This is a genomic window from Caldibacillus thermoamylovorans, assembly GCF_000751775.1.
GTDB classification, from domain to species: Bacteria; Bacillota; Bacilli; order Bacillales; family Caldibacillaceae; genus Caldifermentibacillus; species Caldifermentibacillus hisashii.
Map to the genome: position 1 here is coordinate 58019 of NZ_CCRF01000079.1, position 21211 is coordinate 79229.

Annotated in this window: 20 protein-coding genes, 1 pseudogene and 1 riboswitch; of the genes and pseudogenes, 3 read left to right on the forward strand and 18 right to left on the reverse strand. The window is 34.3% G+C overall.

Annotated elements, in window-relative coordinates:
- Positions 1 to 67: 67 nt before the first annotated feature.
- Positions 68 to 253: riboswitch (cobalamin riboswitch) on the reverse strand.
- Between the two features lie 161 nt (positions 254 to 414).
- Positions 415 to 696: a GNAT family N-acetyltransferase gene (locus tag BT1A1_RS13705; protein ID WP_034772226.1), complete on the forward strand. Its 282-nt coding sequence runs from the start codon at positions 415 to 417 to the stop codon at positions 694 to 696.
- Positions 697 to 801: 105 nt separating this feature from the next.
- Positions 802 to 1752, forward strand: coding sequence for a DMT family transporter (locus tag BT1A1_RS13710; RefSeq protein WP_034772229.1), 951 nt, complete (start codon positions 802 to 804; stop codon positions 1750 to 1752).
- Positions 1753 to 2276: 524 nt separating this feature from the next.
- Here BT1A1_RS13710 and BT1A1_RS13715 read toward each other — a convergent pair.
- The 5 genes and pseudogenes from BT1A1_RS13715 to BT1A1_RS13735 form a co-directional block, all read right to left on the reverse strand.
- Positions 2277 to 2561, reverse strand: a pseudogene (locus tag BT1A1_RS13715) (polymorphic toxin type 44 domain-containing protein); the annotation flags it as partial.
- Between the two features lie 246 nt (positions 2562 to 2807).
- Positions 2808 to 3155, reverse strand: a complete 348-nt coding sequence (locus tag BT1A1_RS13720) for a hypothetical protein (protein WP_034772230.1) — start codon at positions 3153 to 3155, stop codon at positions 2808 to 2810.
- 1067 nt (positions 3156 to 4222) lie between these two features.
- Positions 4223 to 4351: a hypothetical protein gene (locus tag BT1A1_RS19515; RefSeq protein WP_255602051.1), complete on the reverse strand. Its 129-nt coding sequence runs from the start codon at positions 4349 to 4351 to the stop codon at positions 4223 to 4225.
- Between the two features lie 4 nt (positions 4352 to 4355).
- Positions 4356 to 5618, reverse strand: coding sequence for a helix-turn-helix domain-containing protein (locus BT1A1_RS13730; protein ID WP_034772234.1), 1263 nt, complete (start codon positions 5616 to 5618; stop codon positions 4356 to 4358).
- A 755-nt stretch (positions 5619 to 6373) separates the two neighbouring features.
- A complete protein-coding gene (locus tag BT1A1_RS13735; protein ID WP_034772235.1) occupies positions 6374 to 6715 on the reverse strand; it encodes a hypothetical protein in 342 nt (113 codons plus the stop codon).
- Positions 6716 to 7000: 285 nt separating this feature from the next.
- On the opposite strand from BT1A1_RS13735, the gene BT1A1_RS13740 reads away from it, so the two are divergent.
- Positions 7001 to 7549 carry an MFS transporter gene (locus BT1A1_RS13740; RefSeq protein WP_330939319.1) on the forward strand — a complete coding sequence of 183 codons (549 nt, stop codon included), beginning with the start codon at positions 7001 to 7003 and terminating at the stop codon, positions 7547 to 7549.
- Here BT1A1_RS13740 and BT1A1_RS18240 read toward each other — a convergent pair.
- The 13 genes from BT1A1_RS18240 to BT1A1_RS13810 all read right to left on the reverse strand — a co-directional run bounded on the left by BT1A1_RS18240 (position 7487) and on the right by BT1A1_RS13810 (position 21210).
- Positions 7487 to 8296: a helix-turn-helix transcriptional regulator gene (locus BT1A1_RS18240; protein WP_051989141.1), complete on the reverse strand. Its 810-nt coding sequence runs from the start codon at positions 8294 to 8296 to the stop codon at positions 7487 to 7489. The two genes, BT1A1_RS13740 and BT1A1_RS18240, sit on opposite strands and share 63 nt — an antisense overlap.
- A 273-nt stretch (positions 8297 to 8569) precedes the next feature.
- Positions 8570 to 9262 (reverse strand): AIM24 family protein, encoded by a 693-nt coding sequence (locus BT1A1_RS13750; RefSeq protein WP_034772237.1) that lies wholly within the window; start codon positions 9260 to 9262, stop codon positions 8570 to 8572.
- Positions 9263 to 9743: 481 nt separating this feature from the next.
- A complete protein-coding gene (locus BT1A1_RS13760) occupies positions 9744 to 10448 on the reverse strand; it encodes a YciC family protein (RefSeq protein WP_034772242.1) in 705 nt (234 codons plus the stop codon).
- A gap of 27 nt (positions 10449 to 10475) precedes the next feature.
- Positions 10476 to 11324, reverse strand: a complete 849-nt coding sequence (locus BT1A1_RS13765) for a hypothetical protein (RefSeq protein ID WP_034772245.1) — start codon at positions 11322 to 11324, stop codon at positions 10476 to 10478.
- A gap of 172 nt (positions 11325 to 11496) precedes the next feature.
- The gene (locus BT1A1_RS13770; protein WP_034772247.1) at positions 11497 to 12345 is read right to left on the reverse strand and encodes a hypothetical protein; all 849 of its coding nucleotides are present in this window, start codon (positions 12343 to 12345) and stop codon (positions 11497 to 11499) included.
- A gap of 157 nt (positions 12346 to 12502) precedes the next feature.
- Positions 12503 to 13357 carry a hypothetical protein gene (locus tag BT1A1_RS13775; RefSeq protein ID WP_034772250.1) on the reverse strand — a complete coding sequence of 285 codons (855 nt, stop codon included), beginning with the start codon at positions 13355 to 13357 and terminating at the stop codon, positions 12503 to 12505.
- Positions 13358 to 13614: 257 nt separating this feature from the next.
- Positions 13615 to 14727: a hypothetical protein gene (locus BT1A1_RS13780; RefSeq protein ID WP_034772251.1), complete on the reverse strand. Its 1113-nt coding sequence runs from the start codon at positions 14725 to 14727 to the stop codon at positions 13615 to 13617.
- Positions 14728 to 14948: 221 nt separating this feature from the next.
- Positions 14949 to 15542, reverse strand: coding sequence for a hypothetical protein (locus BT1A1_RS13785; protein ID WP_051989142.1), 594 nt, complete (start codon positions 15540 to 15542; stop codon positions 14949 to 14951).
- A 35-nt stretch (positions 15543 to 15577) separates the two neighbouring features.
- Positions 15578 to 15796, reverse strand: a complete 219-nt coding sequence (locus BT1A1_RS13790) for a hypothetical protein (RefSeq protein ID WP_034772266.1) — start codon at positions 15794 to 15796, stop codon at positions 15578 to 15580.
- Positions 15797 to 15812: 16 nt separating this feature from the next.
- Positions 15813 to 17204: a vWA domain-containing protein gene (locus BT1A1_RS13795; RefSeq protein WP_034772271.1), complete on the reverse strand. Its 1392-nt coding sequence runs from the start codon at positions 17202 to 17204 to the stop codon at positions 15813 to 15815.
- A 383-nt stretch (positions 17205 to 17587) separates the two neighbouring features.
- Positions 17588 to 18181: a hypothetical protein gene (locus tag BT1A1_RS13800; RefSeq protein WP_051989143.1), complete on the reverse strand. Its 594-nt coding sequence runs from the start codon at positions 18179 to 18181 to the stop codon at positions 17588 to 17590.
- On the reverse strand, positions 18174 to 19799 hold the full coding sequence (locus BT1A1_RS13805; RefSeq protein WP_034772274.1) for a hypothetical protein: 1626 nt from the start codon (positions 19797 to 19799) through the stop codon (positions 18174 to 18176). The genes BT1A1_RS13800 and BT1A1_RS13805 overlap by 8 nt, the downstream gene beginning before the upstream one ends.
- A gap of 16 nt (positions 19800 to 19815) precedes the next feature.
- Positions 19816 to 21210: a vWA domain-containing protein gene (locus BT1A1_RS13810; protein WP_034772276.1), complete on the reverse strand. Its 1395-nt coding sequence runs from the start codon at positions 21208 to 21210 to the stop codon at positions 19816 to 19818.
- Between the last annotated feature and the right edge of the window lies 1 nt (position 21211).

The following is a 21211-nucleotide window of genomic DNA, read 5'->3' on the forward strand; positions in this document are numbered from 1 at the left end:
AAAACATCCTATCAATTCGAGGATGCAATGAACAACTATATTGCACACCTCCCTATCCGCGTAGGTTTTTTGGTGCAAAAGAATAGGCAGGTCTCCTGGCTCATGTTCATCACTCTCTTATGCCGCCTTCCCATTCCGATGACAGTGGCTTGTATATAAGAGAGCTCCCATTTACAGTGGCGGGACCGCGTTGGATTTTCACCAACTTCCCTATTAAGTCTTTAAAAAAGACACCTAATCCTTTTGGATATGAAATTTTTTCTTATGCAAGAATTATAACATGTAGAATTGCTTAGTCCAAGTAAATATATTATCTATTTTTTAGACCTTTTTTCAGGGTAATTCAATAAGTTTTTTGTTATACTAATGAAAACGTATTTATTAAATAAAGTGAGAACTAGGAGGCGGTTTAAGATGGCAGAAATAAAAGCAGGTACCAATCAATTTTACATGGAAGAAGACGGGGAAGTCATTGCAAGAATTGAGTACATTCCTTCCGATCTCGACGGTAAACAACAAATCACTATAACCCATACGATTGTGAATGAAGGACATAATGGAAAAGGTTTAGGTAAACAGTTGGTAAATCAAGTGGCGGAATATGCAATAGCAAACCAACTGCATATTATCGCTGAATGTTCTTATGCCAAAAAAGTATTGGAAAACAGTGAGGAATATAAAGATTTACTTCTCTAAATCATTCGAGGGCAGTCGGTGTCCTCTTTTTTTATGGAATTATAGAAAAGAGGAAATATTTTTATTATGATAGTGGTATGACGATTTAAAGGGCAGGAGTACATTATGAACACGTATTCAAGAAAATTAGGGTTATTGCTTGTCATCCTCGGCGCGATATTTTGGGGAATCGGCGGCACTGTCTCACAAAAACTGTTTCAACAATTTGGTATCTCTGTTAATTGGCTAGTCACCATCCGATTATTACTTGCCGGAATTGCGTTATTGGCTATCCAATTTTTTAAAAAAGAACGCAGCCAAATCCTTCGTGTATGGAAAAACAAACAGACTTCCATACAATTAATTATCTTTGGGTTGCTCGGTATGCTGGCAGTCCAATATACATATATGGCATCCATCAGCCATGGTAATGCTGCAGTGGCTACACTTTTACAATATTTGGCACCTGTCATGATTATTATTTATACCGTTTTCCGCAGGCAGGCCGTTCTTACCGGGCAAGACGTTATCACGGTTTGCTTAGCCCTTATCGGAAGTTTTTTATTATTGACAAACGGTTCGATATCTAAACTCTCTGTACCAATGCCGGCCATTATTTGGGGCGTTTTATCCGGTGTGGCACTCGCCTTTTATACATTGTATGCCGTCCCGCTTATCAAGCAATTCGGTTCCCTAGTTATCGTTGGTTGGGCCATGATCATCGGCGGTGTTGCTCTCAGTTTTATCCATCCGCCTTGGAGAATACATATAGCAACTTTCAACTTTGAAATCGTAATGTATCTCAGTTTTGTCATACAGTTTGGAACAATGTTAGCCTTCTGGTTTTATATTGAGAGTTTGCAAAGCTTAGAACCAAAGGAAACTAGTTTACTAGGTAGCCTTGAACCATTAGCCGCCGTGTTGACCACCGTCTTCTGGTTGAAAGTACCGTTTGGATTTTTTCAATGGCTCGGTTCTCTGTGCATAATCGGCATGATTTTATTATTAGCATTAGTGAAAAAACCAGTTTTAAAAGAAAACAGCTCAAACTATGATGAAAAAGCATTCCACAATTAATAGTTTACATCGTGGAGGACTTTTTTCCGTGCATATAATGAAAAGACAAGTGGAGAATGTTGTTGTAGGCGTGAACCAAATCGTTTAACAAGCTAATTTCATAGGTGAACTCTGATGTATTATAGTCCTTAAACAAGGCAGAATCATCGAACGCGGCAACCATGAGAAGCTGATTGAGGAAAAAGGCAAGTACTATCAGCTTTATACCGGGGCGTTTGAGTTGGAATAGAGAAATTTTATGAATTTGACAAAAAACCATCGGAGGTCCGGTGGTTTTTTTGTCACGCGAGCTATTTGATTCATCTTAACCATTTTCTATTTCACTAGAATGATCGCTCATTGGCCCCACATCCTCATCACTAGTTACTTGAAAATCACACCAATGATAAAACGCCCCTCTACAACTGATAATGTGGAGGGTTTGCTTCACCTTTTATTTGAATATGGAATCTACATATCGGCGCAAATTTATTATACCCTGTACTTCTAAACTATTTTAATACTTATTTCTTAAATTGTATAAATTAATGTTCAGCATTATATTTGTCGATACCTTTTTGAATTTGAGCTTGATCCCTAGGGTCATCAAAGAAAGAATCAAAATACTTGACGCTTGATGTTCCGCTTATTATTTGGTACATTCCAGCAGCACTTTTTAAGGTTATAGCACTAAAAACACTTCTTCCAACATATCCGTAATGGAAATTACCAATAGCTTCTCCAGTCATATTTGAATTTAAATCAGAGACATAATAGTAAGTATTGGTGCCTAATTGTACTTTATAATCCCAAGCTCCACCAGATTGAACTCTTACTGCAAATTATAGACCAGCAGTCAGATGCTTTGTGTGAAAAGCAGCATTATTATATACAGATTTTAGTGTTTTCGCATGATTTCGGGTTGTTCCCATTATTGCAATGGAATTTGCCATTGGTCTCATCACAAATGTAGGCTTAACATTAGTAACAAACCTAAACAAAAGATTTTCATTTATTGAAATTGCTTGATTGTTAACTAACGAGTTAATCCTATCAACAAAATTCTTTAAAAAAATTCAATCACTGGCTGATAAATTTTCTCTATTAGCAATTTTATCAAAGTCGACTTTTAACGTGTTATTCTCAGCAAGTAAAACGAACTCCCTATTTTGAAGTAAAGCTGCATATGCTTCTTCATCAGACTGAATACTATTTATAACCAAATCTTTTGCATAGTTGTAAGTTCTTAGGAAATAAGCATTCAAATCTTCAATTTCACTATTTATAGATTCTGCATCCACCCCTTCAACTTTTCTATTAATAGATTCGTTATTTGATTCTGCAGCAAAAGCAAAGTTAGGAGTAAGAATAGTCAAAGATAAAACTAATATGAAAAATTTTGCAAAACTACTTGTAGGACTCATATAATATTTCCCCTTTTTTAGTCATATAAAGGCAAAAAAGCATACAAAATAAATAAAGTGTAAAACATAAAAACAATAGAAATGATATATCCTATAAACACAGCATAATTTAAAGGTTTAAATTTTTTTAATATAATACAATTTTTTGTAAATAATATAAATGCTATTATACAAGAAATTAATGTGATTAAATTCACAATACCTATAGGATAATATCCTAAATAAACTCGGCTGGTAATATAAATGAAAAATATGGCCAGATAAAAAAAGTCAATTATGCCTAACCAAATAATCCCTTTTTTACATTCATAGCATTCCCCTTCCTTTATTCGGTTAAAAACAAATTATTAAAAATAATTAAGGTATTTAGCACCCTATACTGATATTATAAACATAGGTTATGAAAAGTAAATTTAACAATTAGTGAGTAAAATGATTCCTAAAATACATCAAATGCTGTCAACTTACACAAACGGAATGAATTTTCGGACCAATAAAAGTTATTAAAGGAATCGTAGTATTACATAATAATTCCTGATGATATGATTGTTTTAGGGAAAACGTAATTCTATACTTTAGCCAGTCTTTAGTTATATGCTTTTTTCCAATATACGTGAAATAATGACTATTAATCTGATTAAATCCTTCAACAGAATGCAAAATCCACTTGATTTACATCTATCTTCACTATTTTCAATCACTTCTAATATCTCATTCGCCCTCAAAAAAACTTTAAACAAATCCGGATTATCGAACTTGCCAAACACGAAAAAGTAATCTAGGAAAAAGGCAAGGATTATCTGCTTAAATCGCACCTTAACAGACAGTAAGTTCCCCTCCTCAAGATTTTCGAGTATACAATAAAGATAGTTGGGGAATAAACTGCCAGTAAAGGCCTGATTGGTTCAACATAAAGGACTTCCACTGATGAAAGTTTCACTTTATATACCAGGGGGTATGAACTTAACTAGATCGCGTGTGGCCAAAAAACCATCAAACTTCAGATTGTTCGACGGTTTTCGTAACTTTGGACTAATTATTAATCAAAACGATAAACGATGATTTTCTTATAACTTAACCTCTTCTCCTTTAACGCTCATTGGTCCGATGTCTAAATCATCTGCTACATGAATTCCACCAGACACGAAGAAATTAACTCCCAATAATAGTAATACGATAATTAATAACTTTTTCATTCCCTTATTCCCTCCTGTTTTGATTTGTTTGTAAGGCTAACTTATATAATAAATTAGCTTGTTTATAATGACTATAAGATTCATAAATATTGGCAAACAATTCACTATATCTGACTGTAAGTTTCCAGTCTTTTATCGATAAAAAATAATTGATGCTTGACTTTTGTATATTTATAATGTTATCAATCGTAAGGTTATCATCGGTAATTGTTTCAAATATTTTTAATTGGATCTGATATTTTTCAGACAACCGACTATCTTCCTCTGCCTGCTTCGACTTCAACCAAAGTCTGGCAGATTCAATATCCCCTTTCAAATAATAAGTTCGAATTAAATTTAACTGGATTTTGCTTTTGTTATCGTCATTTACATATTTTATCGCTTCTAAATAATAATTGATTGCTTCATTGTACTTCCCTTGATATTCATAACAATTGCCCAAGTTATTACTAATTATATATAAATATTTATTCTGATCTTCCTTTGGCAGATAAATGAGGATTCGTTCCGCTAAGCGATATGTTGCAATGGCATCGTCCCATTTTCTTGAATTATTGTAGCAGGTACCAAGAATAATATGGCATGCCAAGGCTCTTTCCAATAAATACTCGTCTTTAAAAATTTTCAATGCTTTTTCTATGTAAATGAGCGCCTCTTCGTAACAGTAAATATTTTTCAGACTAAGAGAAAAATTATAGTAAAAGATTCCTAATTCAAATCGATTTGCCAAATTTTCGTAACCGACAAGTTGTAATAATTCCACCCCTGCTTCTACAGCTTCAGAAAATTTATTAGTTTTAATATAATATAGTAATAATACATTGGTATATAGGAAAAAGGTTCGGTTATTTGCAACTTTGATAATTTGTTTTAAATTTTTAAGAACTTTACTGACTTCAGTTAAATCATCATGTTCCAAAAGATAACGGCAATAAACGATTTCAAATTTGATTGAAGTACTACCACCGCCTATGATAGATAGACCCTTAAGTTCTTCAATATTTACTTCATACTCTTCTTTATTCAGTAAACTATCATACCATTTTTCAATTTTTTCATCGATGTGCTCAATACTTTCGAGTAGCTGATCATAAGCAATGCCTAATCTTTCAAATAGTAATATGTAAATTTCTTCATCGGCAACCACATGATTATTCTCGATTCTACTTAAATAAGAAGGAGTGCAAATTCCGCGGCATAAATCGTCTTGCCTAATATTTTTTTCTATTCGCTTTAATTTTAAAAAACTACCCAAATTATTATTCATATGGATCACCTGAACCTAATTTACCAAAATTTCAAACATGCATATCTCAAAATGATTATATCATATTGTTTCATATAAATTAATTGTGTAAGTTGATAGTTTTTATTGTTATTATTGACAATTTTTACCCGCTAATTGTTAAATTTACTCTTTATAAAATTCCACTTATAATTAATGTAAGGGCTGCTGAATGTTTATACGGGTTTGTTCGTTAGGCGAAGGAATGGCAACGACTAAATTCACTAGAGTATCAGTAATGAATATTAGTCTATCAAACCCATCGATTTTTATATTTCTTCTCTCAATAAAATTAGTCAATTTTCAAATGCATTTCATTTACAGACTTAATTAAAATCCTGTATATAGTGTTCGTTCAATAATCTTAATACTTTATCCAAATTCCATCCAAAAAATAGAATTCTAATACTTCAGCAGCTCTTAACTTTTTTATTTTGTCAGAAGAAAAAGTATCTGCCATATGAACGATTTACACGTAAAAACTGGCAACTATTTCTTTTGCAAGCACCGATAATCCTTCATATGAACATCAAGAGATAATTGTATTAACGGTTCACCAACAATCTATCAGTTTAGACTTCAACCAAATAAGGTTAATCCCCCCCTGCTCATATTTATGAAAAGAAACTCTTTCAAGAATAACATGTAATCGATTAAGGTGATCGATATTTAATACATCCATACACTCATATGCACAAATTTTTAAAACCGTTAAGTCTCATTTTCCAAACTATTTGTCATCTATTGTTTTTTTTCTTATAATAGGAAAAAATTTGGATAATGAATAATGCTAGTATTATCCAGAAACCGCCCTGAGAAGTAGACAAACCATTTTTTGATTTACCAAAAATTATCGTTAATAAGACTAATAAAATAATTAGGTATCCAGAAAATATTATTTGACTTAATTCATTATGGGAATTGGAACTGCTACTAATGGTAACAAACACACCCAATATTATTAACATTAGCCAATAAAGCCATCCATTAAAATCGAAAAATAAATTTGGGATAAAATCCAGTATTAAAATAATTGTAATTAAAATGATGCTAATGATTTCAAATAATCTTCTTTTCATTTTGTGTTCTCCTTATATATCCTTAGTTTGGTGATCATTCTAATATGACGTACGCCATAGATTTGCTTGTAAACCTCCCGACCCTTTCAAATAATTAGGAACTCAGGGAAATTATACCTAATTTTTATTAATTTGTATATTTAACAATTACATTAAATTTTTTGACTTATTTGTTTTTAGATACCTAACTTTAAAAAAATAAAAGCGGCTTTGTTTGCAATCTTTGAATTTGTTCATTGAGTTCGCAAGAAAGTTACTATAAAAAAATTATTTCTATTTACCTTTATCACAGTCTTTTTTAATACATGGGTATGGGAAGTTGGCATGCTACTGGCTTTATCCAAGATTAGTTCTGCAAGTGAACAACTCTATAGTATTTTACAAGGGTTGTTTGGGGGTATAGTTATTGTTACCAATATCATCATCCCATATTTTATAAAAAAAATGACACTGCGCCATTACTTCATTGGTTCGATTATCTGGGCTACCGGAATTACCTACTATGGTCTCCTTTATGATATTCCGCATTTTTTCATCGGGGCCGCCATTGTTGGTATTGGAATGCCGCTCGCCAGTTTAACACGGGTGTATATTGTTCAATCACTGGTACCGGAAGATAAAATGGGCAGAGCATTTAGCTTTAATGCTGTTTTATTATATTTTTCGAACACCATCTCACTTGCACTTTATGGTATTTTCTCCCTACATGTGTCCATCCAATTTTTAATGTGTGTGAGTGGTATCTTCATGTTGCTTGTCAGCTTGATAGGACTACTTTCTTCTATATATTTTACGAAATTCGGTCGGCGTTTTCCGATACATTTTCATAAATAGACGATTATAGGAAGAAATATTTTTAAACCCGTGTTCTAGTGCAATTGATAAAATGGATTCATCTGTATTGATTAATGAGTGCTGACTTTTAAACAAACGATATAATTGCAGCCAAGAGTATGGAGAAATCCCCTTCTCTTCCTTGAACTGATGGGCAAATTGATATTTATTTAATCCCGAAATGTTGGCCATCTGATCGAGTGACCAATCTTCTGTATAGTTTTCTTTTAGGGCATTGATTACTATATCAATATTTGTTTTAGTTTGAATCGTTGGCAGTTCCTTTTGATGAGATCCTAAGCCAAATTGTAAGAGCAAGATAGTAAGCTGTGCTACACTATTATCCAAAAACAAATCATTCGCCGGTAGTTCTTCGGCTTCTTGTTGAATGAAATAATTATGGATAAAGGACGCCCACTGGCTAATCAGCGGGTGTCTAAATGCCTGTGCAGAAAACTCCGGCTCCGGTTGTTCAATACCTAATTGAACAGCTGCCTCCTTCACTACTTCCGGCTCAATTTCAATAAGAAACTTTTCCTGTGTAACTTTTAGTTGTTTATGTGGTTCATTTGGGTTAAAAATAAAAAACTCTCCAGCATGAATGGTAAGATCCTCATAATGGGTCTGATATACACTTTTTCCAAAGAATGAAAAAATAAATTTATAACTTGTATCATCTCGCCAATTACGTTCTTCTAAATGATTGCGTCGAATTAAGATTAAACCATTATTATTTGCTATGATCATCATCGATACTTCCAATCACGTTAATTTTATCTAGTACGACTGCCTTAAATTTTCTGTTTTATCTACTGCCCTAGCTCGATTCAGAAAATGGATTAATCACTTTCCATCCAATTCCTTCAAATAATTTCCTTAGCATCCACAAATGGACTCCGCCTATCAAGAGGAGCATGCGCTCATTCGTTTTACTTTCCACTTGCAGGATGTTTTTAAAAAATGAAAAGACCCTACCAGTATAATCTCTTTAATGTTACTCATCTTCTTCCCACATAAACTTTAATGACTTTCTTGAAAATACACTTCTTCATACGGTTGGACAATGACAAAGCCGTCCCCTTGGAAGCGCATTTGGATGGACTCGCCGCTTCCTCTCCCAATAAAGGTTTTAAAGGAAACATCCGTTTGAAACTCCGGCTGCAGATTTCCTGACCAGGCAACTGTAGCATTTGGGTCAGTTATAATCGGTTTGCCCGGTGTGACACGCAATGTTAACGGCTCATAATGGCTGGTAATCGCAATTAACCCTGTACCGGAACAACGGATATTAAACAATCCGCCGGCCAACATGCCGCTAACCCGCTTCATGAGCTTAATATCGTGTTTAATTGTTGTTTCCAATGCGAGTAAATCATTGCCATTCACATAGATGGACTCATTTTGTAAGTCCAGGATAATAATCTTTTTTCCGTCATCCGCCAAATACAATGTTCCTTGACCATTCGCCTTCATTAAAGAGGCTCCTTCTCCTGAAATCGCCTTTTTAAACATGCTACCTAGGCCTTGTTCCAATATTCCTTCACGTTCAAATTTAATTTTTCCGTGATAGGCAACCATGGAACCTGCTTTTGCCCAAATCTGTCCATTCAAATTAACTTCAAGAAGATGCGGAGTTTCCAGTTCAAATAATCCTTCCCCTTTATCCTCTTGTTCTGTTTGGCTCAAAAATTCGTCTAGTGAGTATTTACTCATGGCAAACACATCCTTTCATCATACATATATTTACGGATAACGGTTCGGATGTGTTTCAGATTTTTTTGCTAAGCGAAAAAATGATGAAGAACCGACCGTTTATCGAACTTGGAGCAGTCAATCTCCACCACCGCCTCCTCCATCTCCACCGCTATCCCCTCCGTCAGAGGAATCCCAACCGCCAAAACTAAAGAAACCCCCTGAATCATAGGAAGAGGAAGATTTGGATTTACTTGATTTCTTTCTTTGAGAGGAAGTTTTATATTTGCTCCGTCTTCTTTTTCTTGATAAAAGCAACCGAAAGAAAAGAAAATAGAGAATCACAGCACATCCTAAGCTAAATAAGGCCGCGTCTACATCATCTGTCCGTAAAAAGTCGATTATTAGAAAAAACCAAAAAAAGATAAAAAGATATAAAAATATTATTCTAAAAAAATGATATATTTTTCTCATGACTGCCCCTTTCGATATGTTCATAATTTTAATGCAATTTTTTCACCGGCACATGTTCCTCCAATTCTTCAAACCAATCATGAAAACGGCAGGTGGTATAAATCGTTAGTAACGGGAAAAAGATTAAATTTAACAGCAACTGTCCGAAAAAAATAGATAAATAGTCTGAAGATACACCTGAAATGCCAAGCAATAATATTGAGCTGAATAAATTGTCGATAAGTCCCATGGCAAGTATAATCAATAGGATTTTAAAAAAGTGCTTTTTAGCTAACCTGAAAGCCGTGCCCAGAGAGCGAAACGGATTTTGTTTTTTATAAATCATAACGTAAGGAGTAAAATAAAACAATATAAGAACAATTATTCCGGGTAGCACAAATAAAGTTATCCCAATAACAATAAGTGAAATATACAGGATGGCAAATAAAAACGCCATAAATCCATATTTGAAAAATGTATGGTAACTCGAACTGAGCTGATTTTCCTCCCCGTTCAACTCCATCTGTATGAACTTGATCAACGGAATTTGAACAAGTACAAAAAAGACCATACTCAAAAATAAATTCGTATAATCCCCAAAAATTTCAGCAGGTGTATAACTTACATAATAATAAACGACATTCGAAGTAAAACCATGTACAAGCAAAAAAGGCAAGCATATCGTTAATGCTAATAACGTGATTTTCCAAAAATTATTCACATACAGACTAAAGGTCTCTTTTACATATTCCATCCTCTTCACTCCAATACATTGACATAATTAAGGATTCCGGCAATCTCTTAATAAGTTTCTTTTATAATCGTTTTCAGCCATTTGATGAATAAACTGAACGTACTCATCTGTACTAAGTTCTCCTCTCGTTTTCATGAAAAAGTTTCCTTGAAAATCTTTTTCAAATCCTTCAAGGGATTTTATTAAATTTGCCTTTGCTTCCTTACCAAATATTTTTTCAAGCTTTTTCGCCATTCTTTTGGCTTTAAACCTTTCAAATAATATATAATTCCCTTCATCATTTAGATAAGTGATTATTTTTTCCGCATGATGCAAGTTATTAAAAACGTAATTAAATTCACTATATATTAATCCATCATATTTTTTGATTAAACTTCTTCCCCTTAACCACAGTTCTTTTGTTAATGTCTTTGATCGGTCATAGATTTCGTTATCAATTTCCAAAATAGATTGGTATATATCATTGAAAAGAATCGTATTTTTTGCCTGTATTGTTAATGTATTTATTATAATGTTTACTGAACTTTGTACAGGAAATAACATACTTTTATTTTGCTGAAGGAGCTGAATTAGTTCTTCAACATATTTTTTGCTTCTTTTCATCACTTTTTTTATCACGTTTGTAGCAGCAATTGCAGTTCCATTATGTGTCAAAAAGAAATAAGCAATTTCCACACCTTCCTGTTTATTTAAGAGACCTCGGTTTGAGGACAAGACAAGCATTCCTTTCCCCTCTTGATACTTTTTATATAAAATATAGTAATAAAATTCTTCATCTGTTTCGGTATATTTAAAAACGTAAGGGTAAACCTCATATTTTTCATTTTCCCGTTTATATTTTTCGGCTATTTCTTGAAATTGCTGATTTAATTGCATTTACTGACACCTTCTTCTCTTAAGACCGAGCAATGATTTAAGTCACTCGCCTATTTCTCTAAACTGCGTCAACATCAATTAAAAATAGAAAGGCATTACATAAAAATTCCCATTACTTTTCGGATTTTACATTTAGCGTCCGTATTCACTTTATTAACATTGAATATCTTATTCAAGGATTTCGGCAAATTTCTAATAAATTTTTCTTATATTCATATTCAGCCATTTGATGAATAAATTGAACGTATTCATCAGTACTAAGTTCACCTCTTGTTTTCGTGAAAAAGTTTCCTTGAAAATCTTTTTCAAATCCTTCCAAAGAATTTTGTAAATCTTGTTTGGCCTCTGCACCATAAAGCTTTTCCATTTTTCCTGCTATTTTTCTAGCTTTGAATCTGTCAATGAATGAAAAGTGTCTTCTCTCATTTAAATATGACATAATTTTTTCTGCCTCGGGAATATTGTTAATTACTTCCTTCACTTCACTGTACACTAAAGCATCAAAATCCTTTATTAAATTCCTTCCCTTTTGCCATAATTTTTCCGTTAATACTTTTGTACCCGTGTGAATTCTTTGATCTAATTCCAGTAAATCTTGATAAATTTGATTTATACGTTCTGTATTTTTTGCTTGTAATGTTAATATATCAATAACGATATCTATTGAACTCTGTAACGGCTTTAGCAAATGTCTGTTTTTCAAAAGTAGTTCCATAAGTTCTTCCACATACTCTTTACTTCTTTTTCTATTTTTATTTATTACATGATTTGCCGCATTTGCAGTTCCGTTATGTGTTAAAAAAAAGTAAGCTATTTTCACTGCCTCTTGTTTATCAATAAGTCCACGTATAGAAGAAAGGACCATATTTCCTTTTCCCTGTCGGTATTTCTTATAAAGGATATAATAATAAAATTCTTCATCTGTTTCGACATATTTAAAAACGTAAGAATATACCTCGAATTTTTCATTGTCTTGTTTATATTTCTCGACTATTTCTAGAAATTGCAGGTTTAGTTGCAATTACGGACACCTTCTTCTCTGAAAATCCAAACAAATTTAAGTCCACAGCCTATTTTACTGCCAAACTTTTTTCATCTTTTGTTGACCTTTTTTATTGTTTCAACTTCTCTTTAATCATCTTTGCCTGTTTTACCAACTTTGAGTAGAGCTCGAGAAATTAAGAATTTCGGCAATCCCGTAATAAATTTCTTTTATAATCTTCTTTCATCATTCGATTAGTGACTTGAATATATTCCTCAGTGTTCAGTTCTCCTCTTTGATCGGTAAAAAAATTACCTTGGAAATCTTTTTCAAAGTCTTCTAATGATTTATTTACCTTTTCCTTTGCTTGTTCATTAAACATTATTTGAAGTTGTTTTACTACATTTCTTGCCTTATATTTTTCAGGGAAACCTAGATTCAATCGGTTTAGATAATCTATTATTTTTTCGGCACTCTCCCAACTTTTCAATAGGGTTTTCAATTCTTCATACATTGTTACATTATATTCATGAAGTAAATTTCTTCCTTTTTGCCAAGCCTCTTTCGTTAACACATGTGTTTTTCTCTGAATATGTAAGTCGAGTTCTTTAATTTGATTATAAATATCATTTACTTTTCTCGTATTCCCTATTTGCAATTCTAACGTATTATTAATCATGTGATAGGAATCAGCTAAGTGTCTATTTGTTAAAATTAAATCCTCTCCTTCTAATAATTTTGATTTGATTTTTTGAACGGTTTCAACCTTCCTTTTCCGAACCTCTGACATTGGCCCCAGAGCAGCAGAAACTGTACCATTATGGGTTAAAAAGTAGTAAGCAATTTCCACTGCCTCATTTTTTGGAATCAATTTTCGGGAAGAGGATAGGACGATATGCCCCCTCCCCTCTTGGTAATATTTATAAACAATATAATAAAAAAATTCGCTATCTGACTCATGAAATTTAAATACGTGATGATAAATTTCATATTTCTCGTTTTCTTTTTGTCTATCTTCTATTAGCTTCGATAATTCATGACTAATTTTCATCTGCATTTCCACCTTAATCATAAATAAGTAGGTATTACATGAAAATCCCCATTTGTTTTCGGCTCATTAATCTGAATTTCTTAATCATGTGCTTGTTTTCTTACTTAAAATCCGAACAATGATTTAAGTCCATCGCCTATTTTACTACCAAGATCACTTACTTTTTTACCAACCTTTTTAAATGTTTCAACAGTTCCTTTTATGATTTTTCTACCTGTTTTTGACTTATTAAGCCATTGTAAACCGGCTCCTGCAGCCTACAGGACGGCACCTGTCACCAATAAAACTCCACCAACTACTTCTGTTGCCGGTGTCGGTATCGATGCACTTATAACCCCTGCGCCCATTAACGTCTCACCAAAACTGGAAAAAGTTTTTCCAGCTAAATCGGTTTTCATTTCAAAATTTGTTTCATTTTGCCATGCATGGAGATTTGCACCTGTTTCATATGCAGAAAAACCTAGGCCTACGGTAGCTGTTGCAATATTAAATTTGGAAAGGGTGGTCATGGGGCCAGTGGCTGTAAATAATTGTTTCGTTTTTGCTAATAATCCAAATTGACTTTGGGCACCAGCAATGGATTGATAACCTTGAATCGCGGTTTTAACATTTTGAAAACCTTGGGTGGCATCTATCCCTTTCAATACCCCATCAAACGCATCACCGGATAGCTGAACGTAGCCATTTCCCGTTCCTTGCCCAACCAATTTATACCCGGAGACTAGGAAGCTTTTCCATGTACCTGATTTTCCAAACTGATAATTTCCATTTGAATCCAAAACTTCTCCAACTAAATTAACTTGTTGTCCAATTGCATCATTGACAACGTATTTTATTCCTTCATAAAAACCCGGATCTTCAGCATTTGGATTATATCCGTAATTCTGGTTATTCTTTCCAGATTGTGTAGATATGCTATTCTTATATTTAGTATACTGATTAATTATCGATTGGCTATCCTTTGAGTGTGGCGAAATTTCTGAATAAGTTCCATCTTTATCAGGTTTATAGATTAAATAAGTCCCATCCTCATTGGACACAACAATCGTTCCATCCGGGATCATAACGGGAGCGGCAGTACCGTCAATTGGTGCGCCATTTTGTTTATTATTTCCGTTGATACCTTGATTTCCATCACTCCACTGATTATCTCCAGTATTTGGGTTCCCCGGTTCAATGGGGTCTCCCGGCTGAAGTGGATCGCCCGGCAGAATAGGCTTCCCAGAATCAATAGGCTGACCCGGGGAAAGCGGAGTTCCCGGAGTGATTGGTTTCCCCGCTGTAAACGCCATTGTAGAAAAAGGTGTAGTGAAAAACATTGTGGACAGCACAATTACAACAAATAAAAATTTTCTAACAAATCTCCCCATAATTTCTCTCCCCTTTTAGTTTCCATCTCTTCCGGCTAAATAATGAAGGCTGACATGGCCGACAACCCACCCCGATCCATATTTCGTCTAATTTCTTCCTTAGGAAACTCCCTTTCTATACTAAGAAAAAAGGCTTCCATTAAAATTTAGAACGTGAAACATACAATTCTAGCTTTTAGGTATGGCGGTAACAGATTAAGAACCGCCTACTTCCATTTCATTTAAAGGGAATCCATCTCTTCCGGCTTGATGAGAAAAGCCGGCAACATAAACAAACAGAAAAGAGAAATAATATAAGCAACTGCCCCCATTGCCATAAATTCAATGTACTGTTCTGCTATTGTCGTCCCCTCTTGACTAGTAAATATCATAATGAAGGGAAGAAGGATTATAACAATAAGAAATAATATATGGAAAATCCTCCCACCCTTGGAATCAAATGGATCTTTAAACATTTTGCCAATTTTCCATTTTGATAGGTGGGTGACAATAAATAATAATAACCATGTGACCACAAAAAGAATCCATAAATGACTTTCCCCAATCCAAAGTAATCGAATAATCGGTTGTGCACCTACAAATGCCATCATAAAAATCATACCGTAGCTCATTATCGAGAAATATCTTTTACTGTCAGTCATTGTCAGCCAAGCATAAACGGTCTGAATGATAAAGAACATGGCAACAGTTATGTTTATTAGCCAAAACTTTGTACTCCACTCCGGTAATGCGCTAGAAATAGAGGCAAAAAATAAATTAAATCCAATTGCCGAAAGTAATTTACTTTCTTTAAATGTCAGACGATTATTATCCAAAGATACCACCTATTTTCTAAATACAGATTTAAAATTTAGACCCTAGAATTACCCGGTTCATATACTTTGCCTGGAATAATAAAGGTACCTTCCTGAATCGGCGTACCCGGGGTAATTGGTTTCCCCGGGACAATGACAATGGGTGTTCCCGGAGTAATATATGCGAAGGCACTTACAGCCGGAAACACCGTCCAAAAGATTAGCATAGAGGCTAGCATTAAATATAAAATTCTTTCAAGTTTCCTTCCTCTCAAATAATCTCACCCCAACCTATTGGGTATTGGCATTGTATTTCTCCTGTAACTGGTTAATTGCTTCATTATAGTTCTGTTCATTTAATTCTTTAAGTTCTTCATTAAATTTAGATATTTCATTATCAATCCATTCATGGTACTCACGGTTTACTTTTGTTAAGTACTCATATGCTTCTCTATTAAAGAATTTTGCATCGTTCAGTGTGCCTAAAATTAAATAAATGTTAGATGATTCATCTTCACATTTTACATACTCTTCAGTTATATAGTTAAAAATCTCTAGATCATTACTTATTAATTCACCTTCATAATGTTGTTTACCCCGTTCCAACCACTCTTGCCATTGATCGGCTAAATTATTTAGTTGGTCTAATTCTTTTTGTAGTTCACTTTCATTTGTCACCGTATTATAAATACCCTCAGTTGCTGCTGCAATTTGTTTTAATTGATTTTGTCCTTCACTATCTACATCAAATCCAATAACATTTATGATTGGTGATATATTTGATGAATACAAATCCTTTGCCGCTTCAATCGGCTGATCTTCACATGTATCAATTCCATCACTGACTAAATAAACAATATTTGTATTATTGGCTCCATCAAAGGATGCTAAGTCATTTTTCGCTTCCCGCAAGGCCAATCCAATCGGCGTCCAGCCGCTAGGTGAAAATTTATTGAGTGCGGCTTGGAACTCTCCTTCATTATAATTGGATATCGGATAGACAAGTTCGCTACTGCTACAAGATAATGCTTTGTCAGAGTCAGAACCTGTTCCTTTATGGCCATAAACCCTGATTCCAACTTTCGCATCTTTTGGTAGTTTACTTACAAATTTAAGAATTGATTCTTTCGCAGAAGCCATTTTCTCTCTTCCGTCAATTTTTTGGGCCATACTACCCGATGAATCAATGATAAATATAACATTTAGATTTTCTTTGAATTGATATCGTGAATTATCGGAATCCGGGGCACCGAAGAACTCAAATTTTAAACGATTAATTAGATTTTCCGGTCCCTCATAATCTTTTTGCAGTTTTCTTAATAGTTCACGATAAAAATAGTCTAATTCCTTCTTACTTGGATTTCCGGATATATCCGGTAAATTACTTATAATCTTCTTTCGTTCATTATCAGATTCAATTTGTTCAATTGTAATATTTGCATATTCTCCAATAGGTAATTTAGCAAGGTCCGTATACGTAGAAGGCAATGGCTCTACTTGAATATTTTCTGTTGTTTTTTTCACTTCTTTGTTTTCATTTTTGGTTTGCTGAGTACTATCTGCATTAGTTTCTGTTGCTTCCTCCAGTTTTTCTTCTGCCTTTTCCTTATGATTAGAATTGCATCCATATAAAACAAAAAATAATATGGCGAGTAGTGTAAGATATTTGATAATTAACTTCAAAATATACTCATCCTTTTCTGTCTAATTTTAGAATGACAAAAAGTTCGTAAGGCATTTCTAAATTCTTTATACAAAAATATTAGCTTATCAATTCTGTAATCCTGTTGGAATGTTTTTGAAATAGGAACACCTAACTTTACCCTTAAATTAAAGAGTGATTGAGCAACTAAAATTTCTATTGATTTTACGTACAAGCGGTGTTTGTTAAGCAGTGGATCATGGTTCATCTCTTAAAAAAATGCCCGTATTCATCCTAAGTTTCGTCCTCTATATGCGGACAAATAAATACTTATTGCTTTCATTAAAAATTTAGAACGTGAAACATACAATTCTAGCTTTTAGGTATGGCGGTAACAGATTAAGAACCGCCTACTTTCATTTCATTAAAGGGAATCCATCTCTTCCGGCTTGATGAGAAAAGCCGGCAACATAAACAAACAGAAAAGAGAAATAATGTATAGCACTGCCCCCATTGCCATAAATTCAATGTACTGGTCTGTTATGGTCGTCCCCTCTTGACTAGTAAATATCATAATGAAGGGAAGAATGATGATAACAATAAGAAATAATATATGGAAAATCCTCCCACCCTTGGAATCAAATGGATCTTTAAACATTTTGCCAATTTTCCATTTAGATAGGTGGGTGACAATAAATAATAATAACCAAGTGACCACAAAAAGAATCCATAAATGACTTTCACCAATCCAAAGTAATCGGATAATCGGTTGTGGGCATACAAATGCCATCATAAAAATCATACCGTAGCTCCCAATCGAAAAATATCTTTTACTGTCAGTCATTGTCAACCAAGCATAAACAGTCCGAATGATAAAAAACATAGCAACAGTTGTATTAATTAGCCAAAACTTTGTACTCCACTCCGGTACTGCGCTAGCAGCCGAGGCAAAAAATAAATTAAATCCAAAAGCCGAAAGTAATTTACTTTCTTTAAATGTAAGTCGATTATTATCCAAAGATACCACCTATTTTTTTAAACCCTGATTTAAATTTTGAACCTATCCAATTACCTGCTTTTCCAATACCATCGTAAGCTTTTTTAAATCCTGTTCGAATGCCTCTTTTTACCGATTTACCAATATCCGAGTTCATTATGAAATAAGTTAAAATGCCTGTCGCTAAGCCTGCCGCTGCCCCTGCAGCTGTACCTAATCCAGGAACTACAGAACCGCCAACCATCCCGACTGCAGCACTGGATGCAACGGAAGATATAAATGTTGTCCCAATTCCAATTGTTGCATCTGTAGAGAGATCCGCAAAGAATTCTGAAGTAAATAATTTTGACTTTTTAGGGCCAAGTGTATAATCATTCAAGGTTTGACCAAATGTGAAAATAGTGTTTACGAATCCATTCCCTTTTAATAACTTAGAAGGTTTAATAAAATCTTTATTAAATGTCCATTTTGATTCAATCTTTGGAACTTTATGCCCCTTCATTTTGACCTGCTTTTCTTGCTTAAAAAAAGGAAACCATTTATCTCTAATACTCTTTTTAAATGTCTCTTTGAATCCCAGTAATCCCTTATCCCTAAGGTATTGTTTTCTTTCAAAAGAGTTATAATTTCGTTTATTGTCTTTTATGTCTGAGGAAAATTTATCAAGTAGTTTTTGTTTAAATTTCCCTTCTACTTTTCGGTTTCCTAAATATTTATACTTATGACCGCTTTTATATTTTTCATTTTTAACAAACTTATATCCTGCCCCATGAGCAACTATGCCTTGTGCAATTGAATCTCCAGCAAAATAAAAATCCAGCCCCCACCTTTTGACTGTTTTTGCCAAATTTAATCCCGAATCAATTGTCTTGTACAACCAAGATGTTTCATTTTCTGAATCACTTGTATTTGGACCGTTACCGGGCAAAGATGTATTTCCATTACTAGGTCCTTGGCCTCGACCTGTAGCTGTTCCACCATTTGGGCCTTGACCACTATTAGTTGCTTTCCCGCCATTCAGTCCTTGACCACCGTTAACTGCCGTGCCGCCATTTGGGCCCTGGCCATCATTGATTGCGGTGCCACCATTCGGACCTTGACCACCATTGATTGCCGTGCCGCCATTCGAGCTCTGACCGCCATTGATTGCCGTGCCACCATTCGGACCTTGACCTCCATTGATTGCCGTGCCACCATTCGGGCCTTGACCTCCATTGATTGCCGTGCCGCTATTCGGGCCTTGACCTCCATTGATTGCCGTGCCGCCATTTGGACCTTGACCGCCTTGTATCGCAGTTCCCCCAAGCACCGGATGTCCCAATACCGGTGGCGCATTTGGTATGATAAAGATTCCATATGTTAATGGTGTAGATGGAACAATCGGCTGCCCGGATATTAATCCGGAAGAACCACTGACACTATCTCCGCCCTTTACAGCTTTACCCGGTTCATACACTTTGCCTGGTATAATAAAGGTTCCCCCCTGAATCGGTGTACCCGGGGTAATTGGTTTCCCCGGGACAATGGGTGTTCCCGGAGTAATATATGCAAAGGCACTTACAGCCGGAAACACCGTCCAAAAGATAAGCATGGAGGCTAGCAATAAATATAAAATTCTTTCAAGTTTCCTTCCTTTCAAATAATCTCACCCCAACCTATTGGGTATTGGAAATATATTTATCTTCCAATGCTTTAATAGCTTCAGAATAACTTGCTTCATTTAACGCTTTTAATTCTTTTTCGAATTGATCGACTTCCTCTTGTATCCATTGATGGTATTCATTATTTATTTTGTTAAGATATTCATAGGCTTCATCATTAAAGCGGTTAGCATCATGCAATCTATAAAGTATTAATTCAACCTTTACTTTTTCTTTTGTCTTTTTTGCTTCTTCACGTGTAATATAGGTAAATATAGCTAGCTCATTACTTACCTTTTTATAGTCTAATTGTTGTTTCCCTTGCTCTAGCCACTCTTTCCACTGTTCTACCAAATTGCTTAAATTGTCTAATTCCTTTTGCAATTCCCCTTCATTTGTAACGGTACCGTAAATTCCTTCAGTTGCAGCGGCAATTTCTCTCAATTGGTTCTGCCCCTCGTTATCCACATCAAATCCGATAACATTTATGATTGGGGATATATTGGATGAATATAAATCTTTAGCCGCTTCAATTGGCTGATCTTCACATGTATCAATTCCATCACTGACTAAATAAACGATATTTGTATTATTGGCTCCATCAAAGGATGCTAAGTCATTTTTCGCCTCCCGCAAGGCTAAACCAATCGGCGTCCAGCCGCTTGGTGAAAATTTGTTAAGTGCCGCTTGGAACTCACCCTCATTATAATTGGATATCGGATAGACGAGTTCACTACTGCTACAAGATAATGCTTTGTCAGCGTCTGAACCTGTTCCCTTATGACCATAAACCCTGATTCCAACTTTGGCGTCTTTCGGAAGTTTATTTACAAAATTGAGAATCGAATCCTTCGCCGATGCCATTTTTTCTTTTCCATTAATTTTTTGTGCCATACTACCAGATGCGTCAATAATAAATACAACATTTAAATTTTCTTTAAATTGATATCGACTATCCGTATTTTCCGGACTTCCTAGTGACTCAAATTTTAATCTGTTAATGAGATTTTCCGGACCTTCATAGTCCTGTTGCATTCTTTTTAGCAATTCCCTATAAAAATAATCCAGCTGTTTTTTAGTCGGTTTCCCAGAAACATCTGGTAAATCACTAAAAACCTTTAAAATATTTTCAACATTGTCATCACCTGAAACTTCCATATTATAATGTTCTCCAACAGGAAGTTTTGCTAATTCTTCATATGTTGTAGGTAATGGTTCAACTTCAATATTCGTATGATTATCAGATGTATCACTCATTTTATTTTTATCTTTATCATCTAATTGTTGTGATGTCGGAATATCTTTTTCCTCATTCTCATCCTTACTTTTATTTAAGTCTTTGTTACAAGCTGTTAAAAAGATTATTAAAACAAATACTATAAAAAAACTTTTTTTTGTATCTATTTTCAAT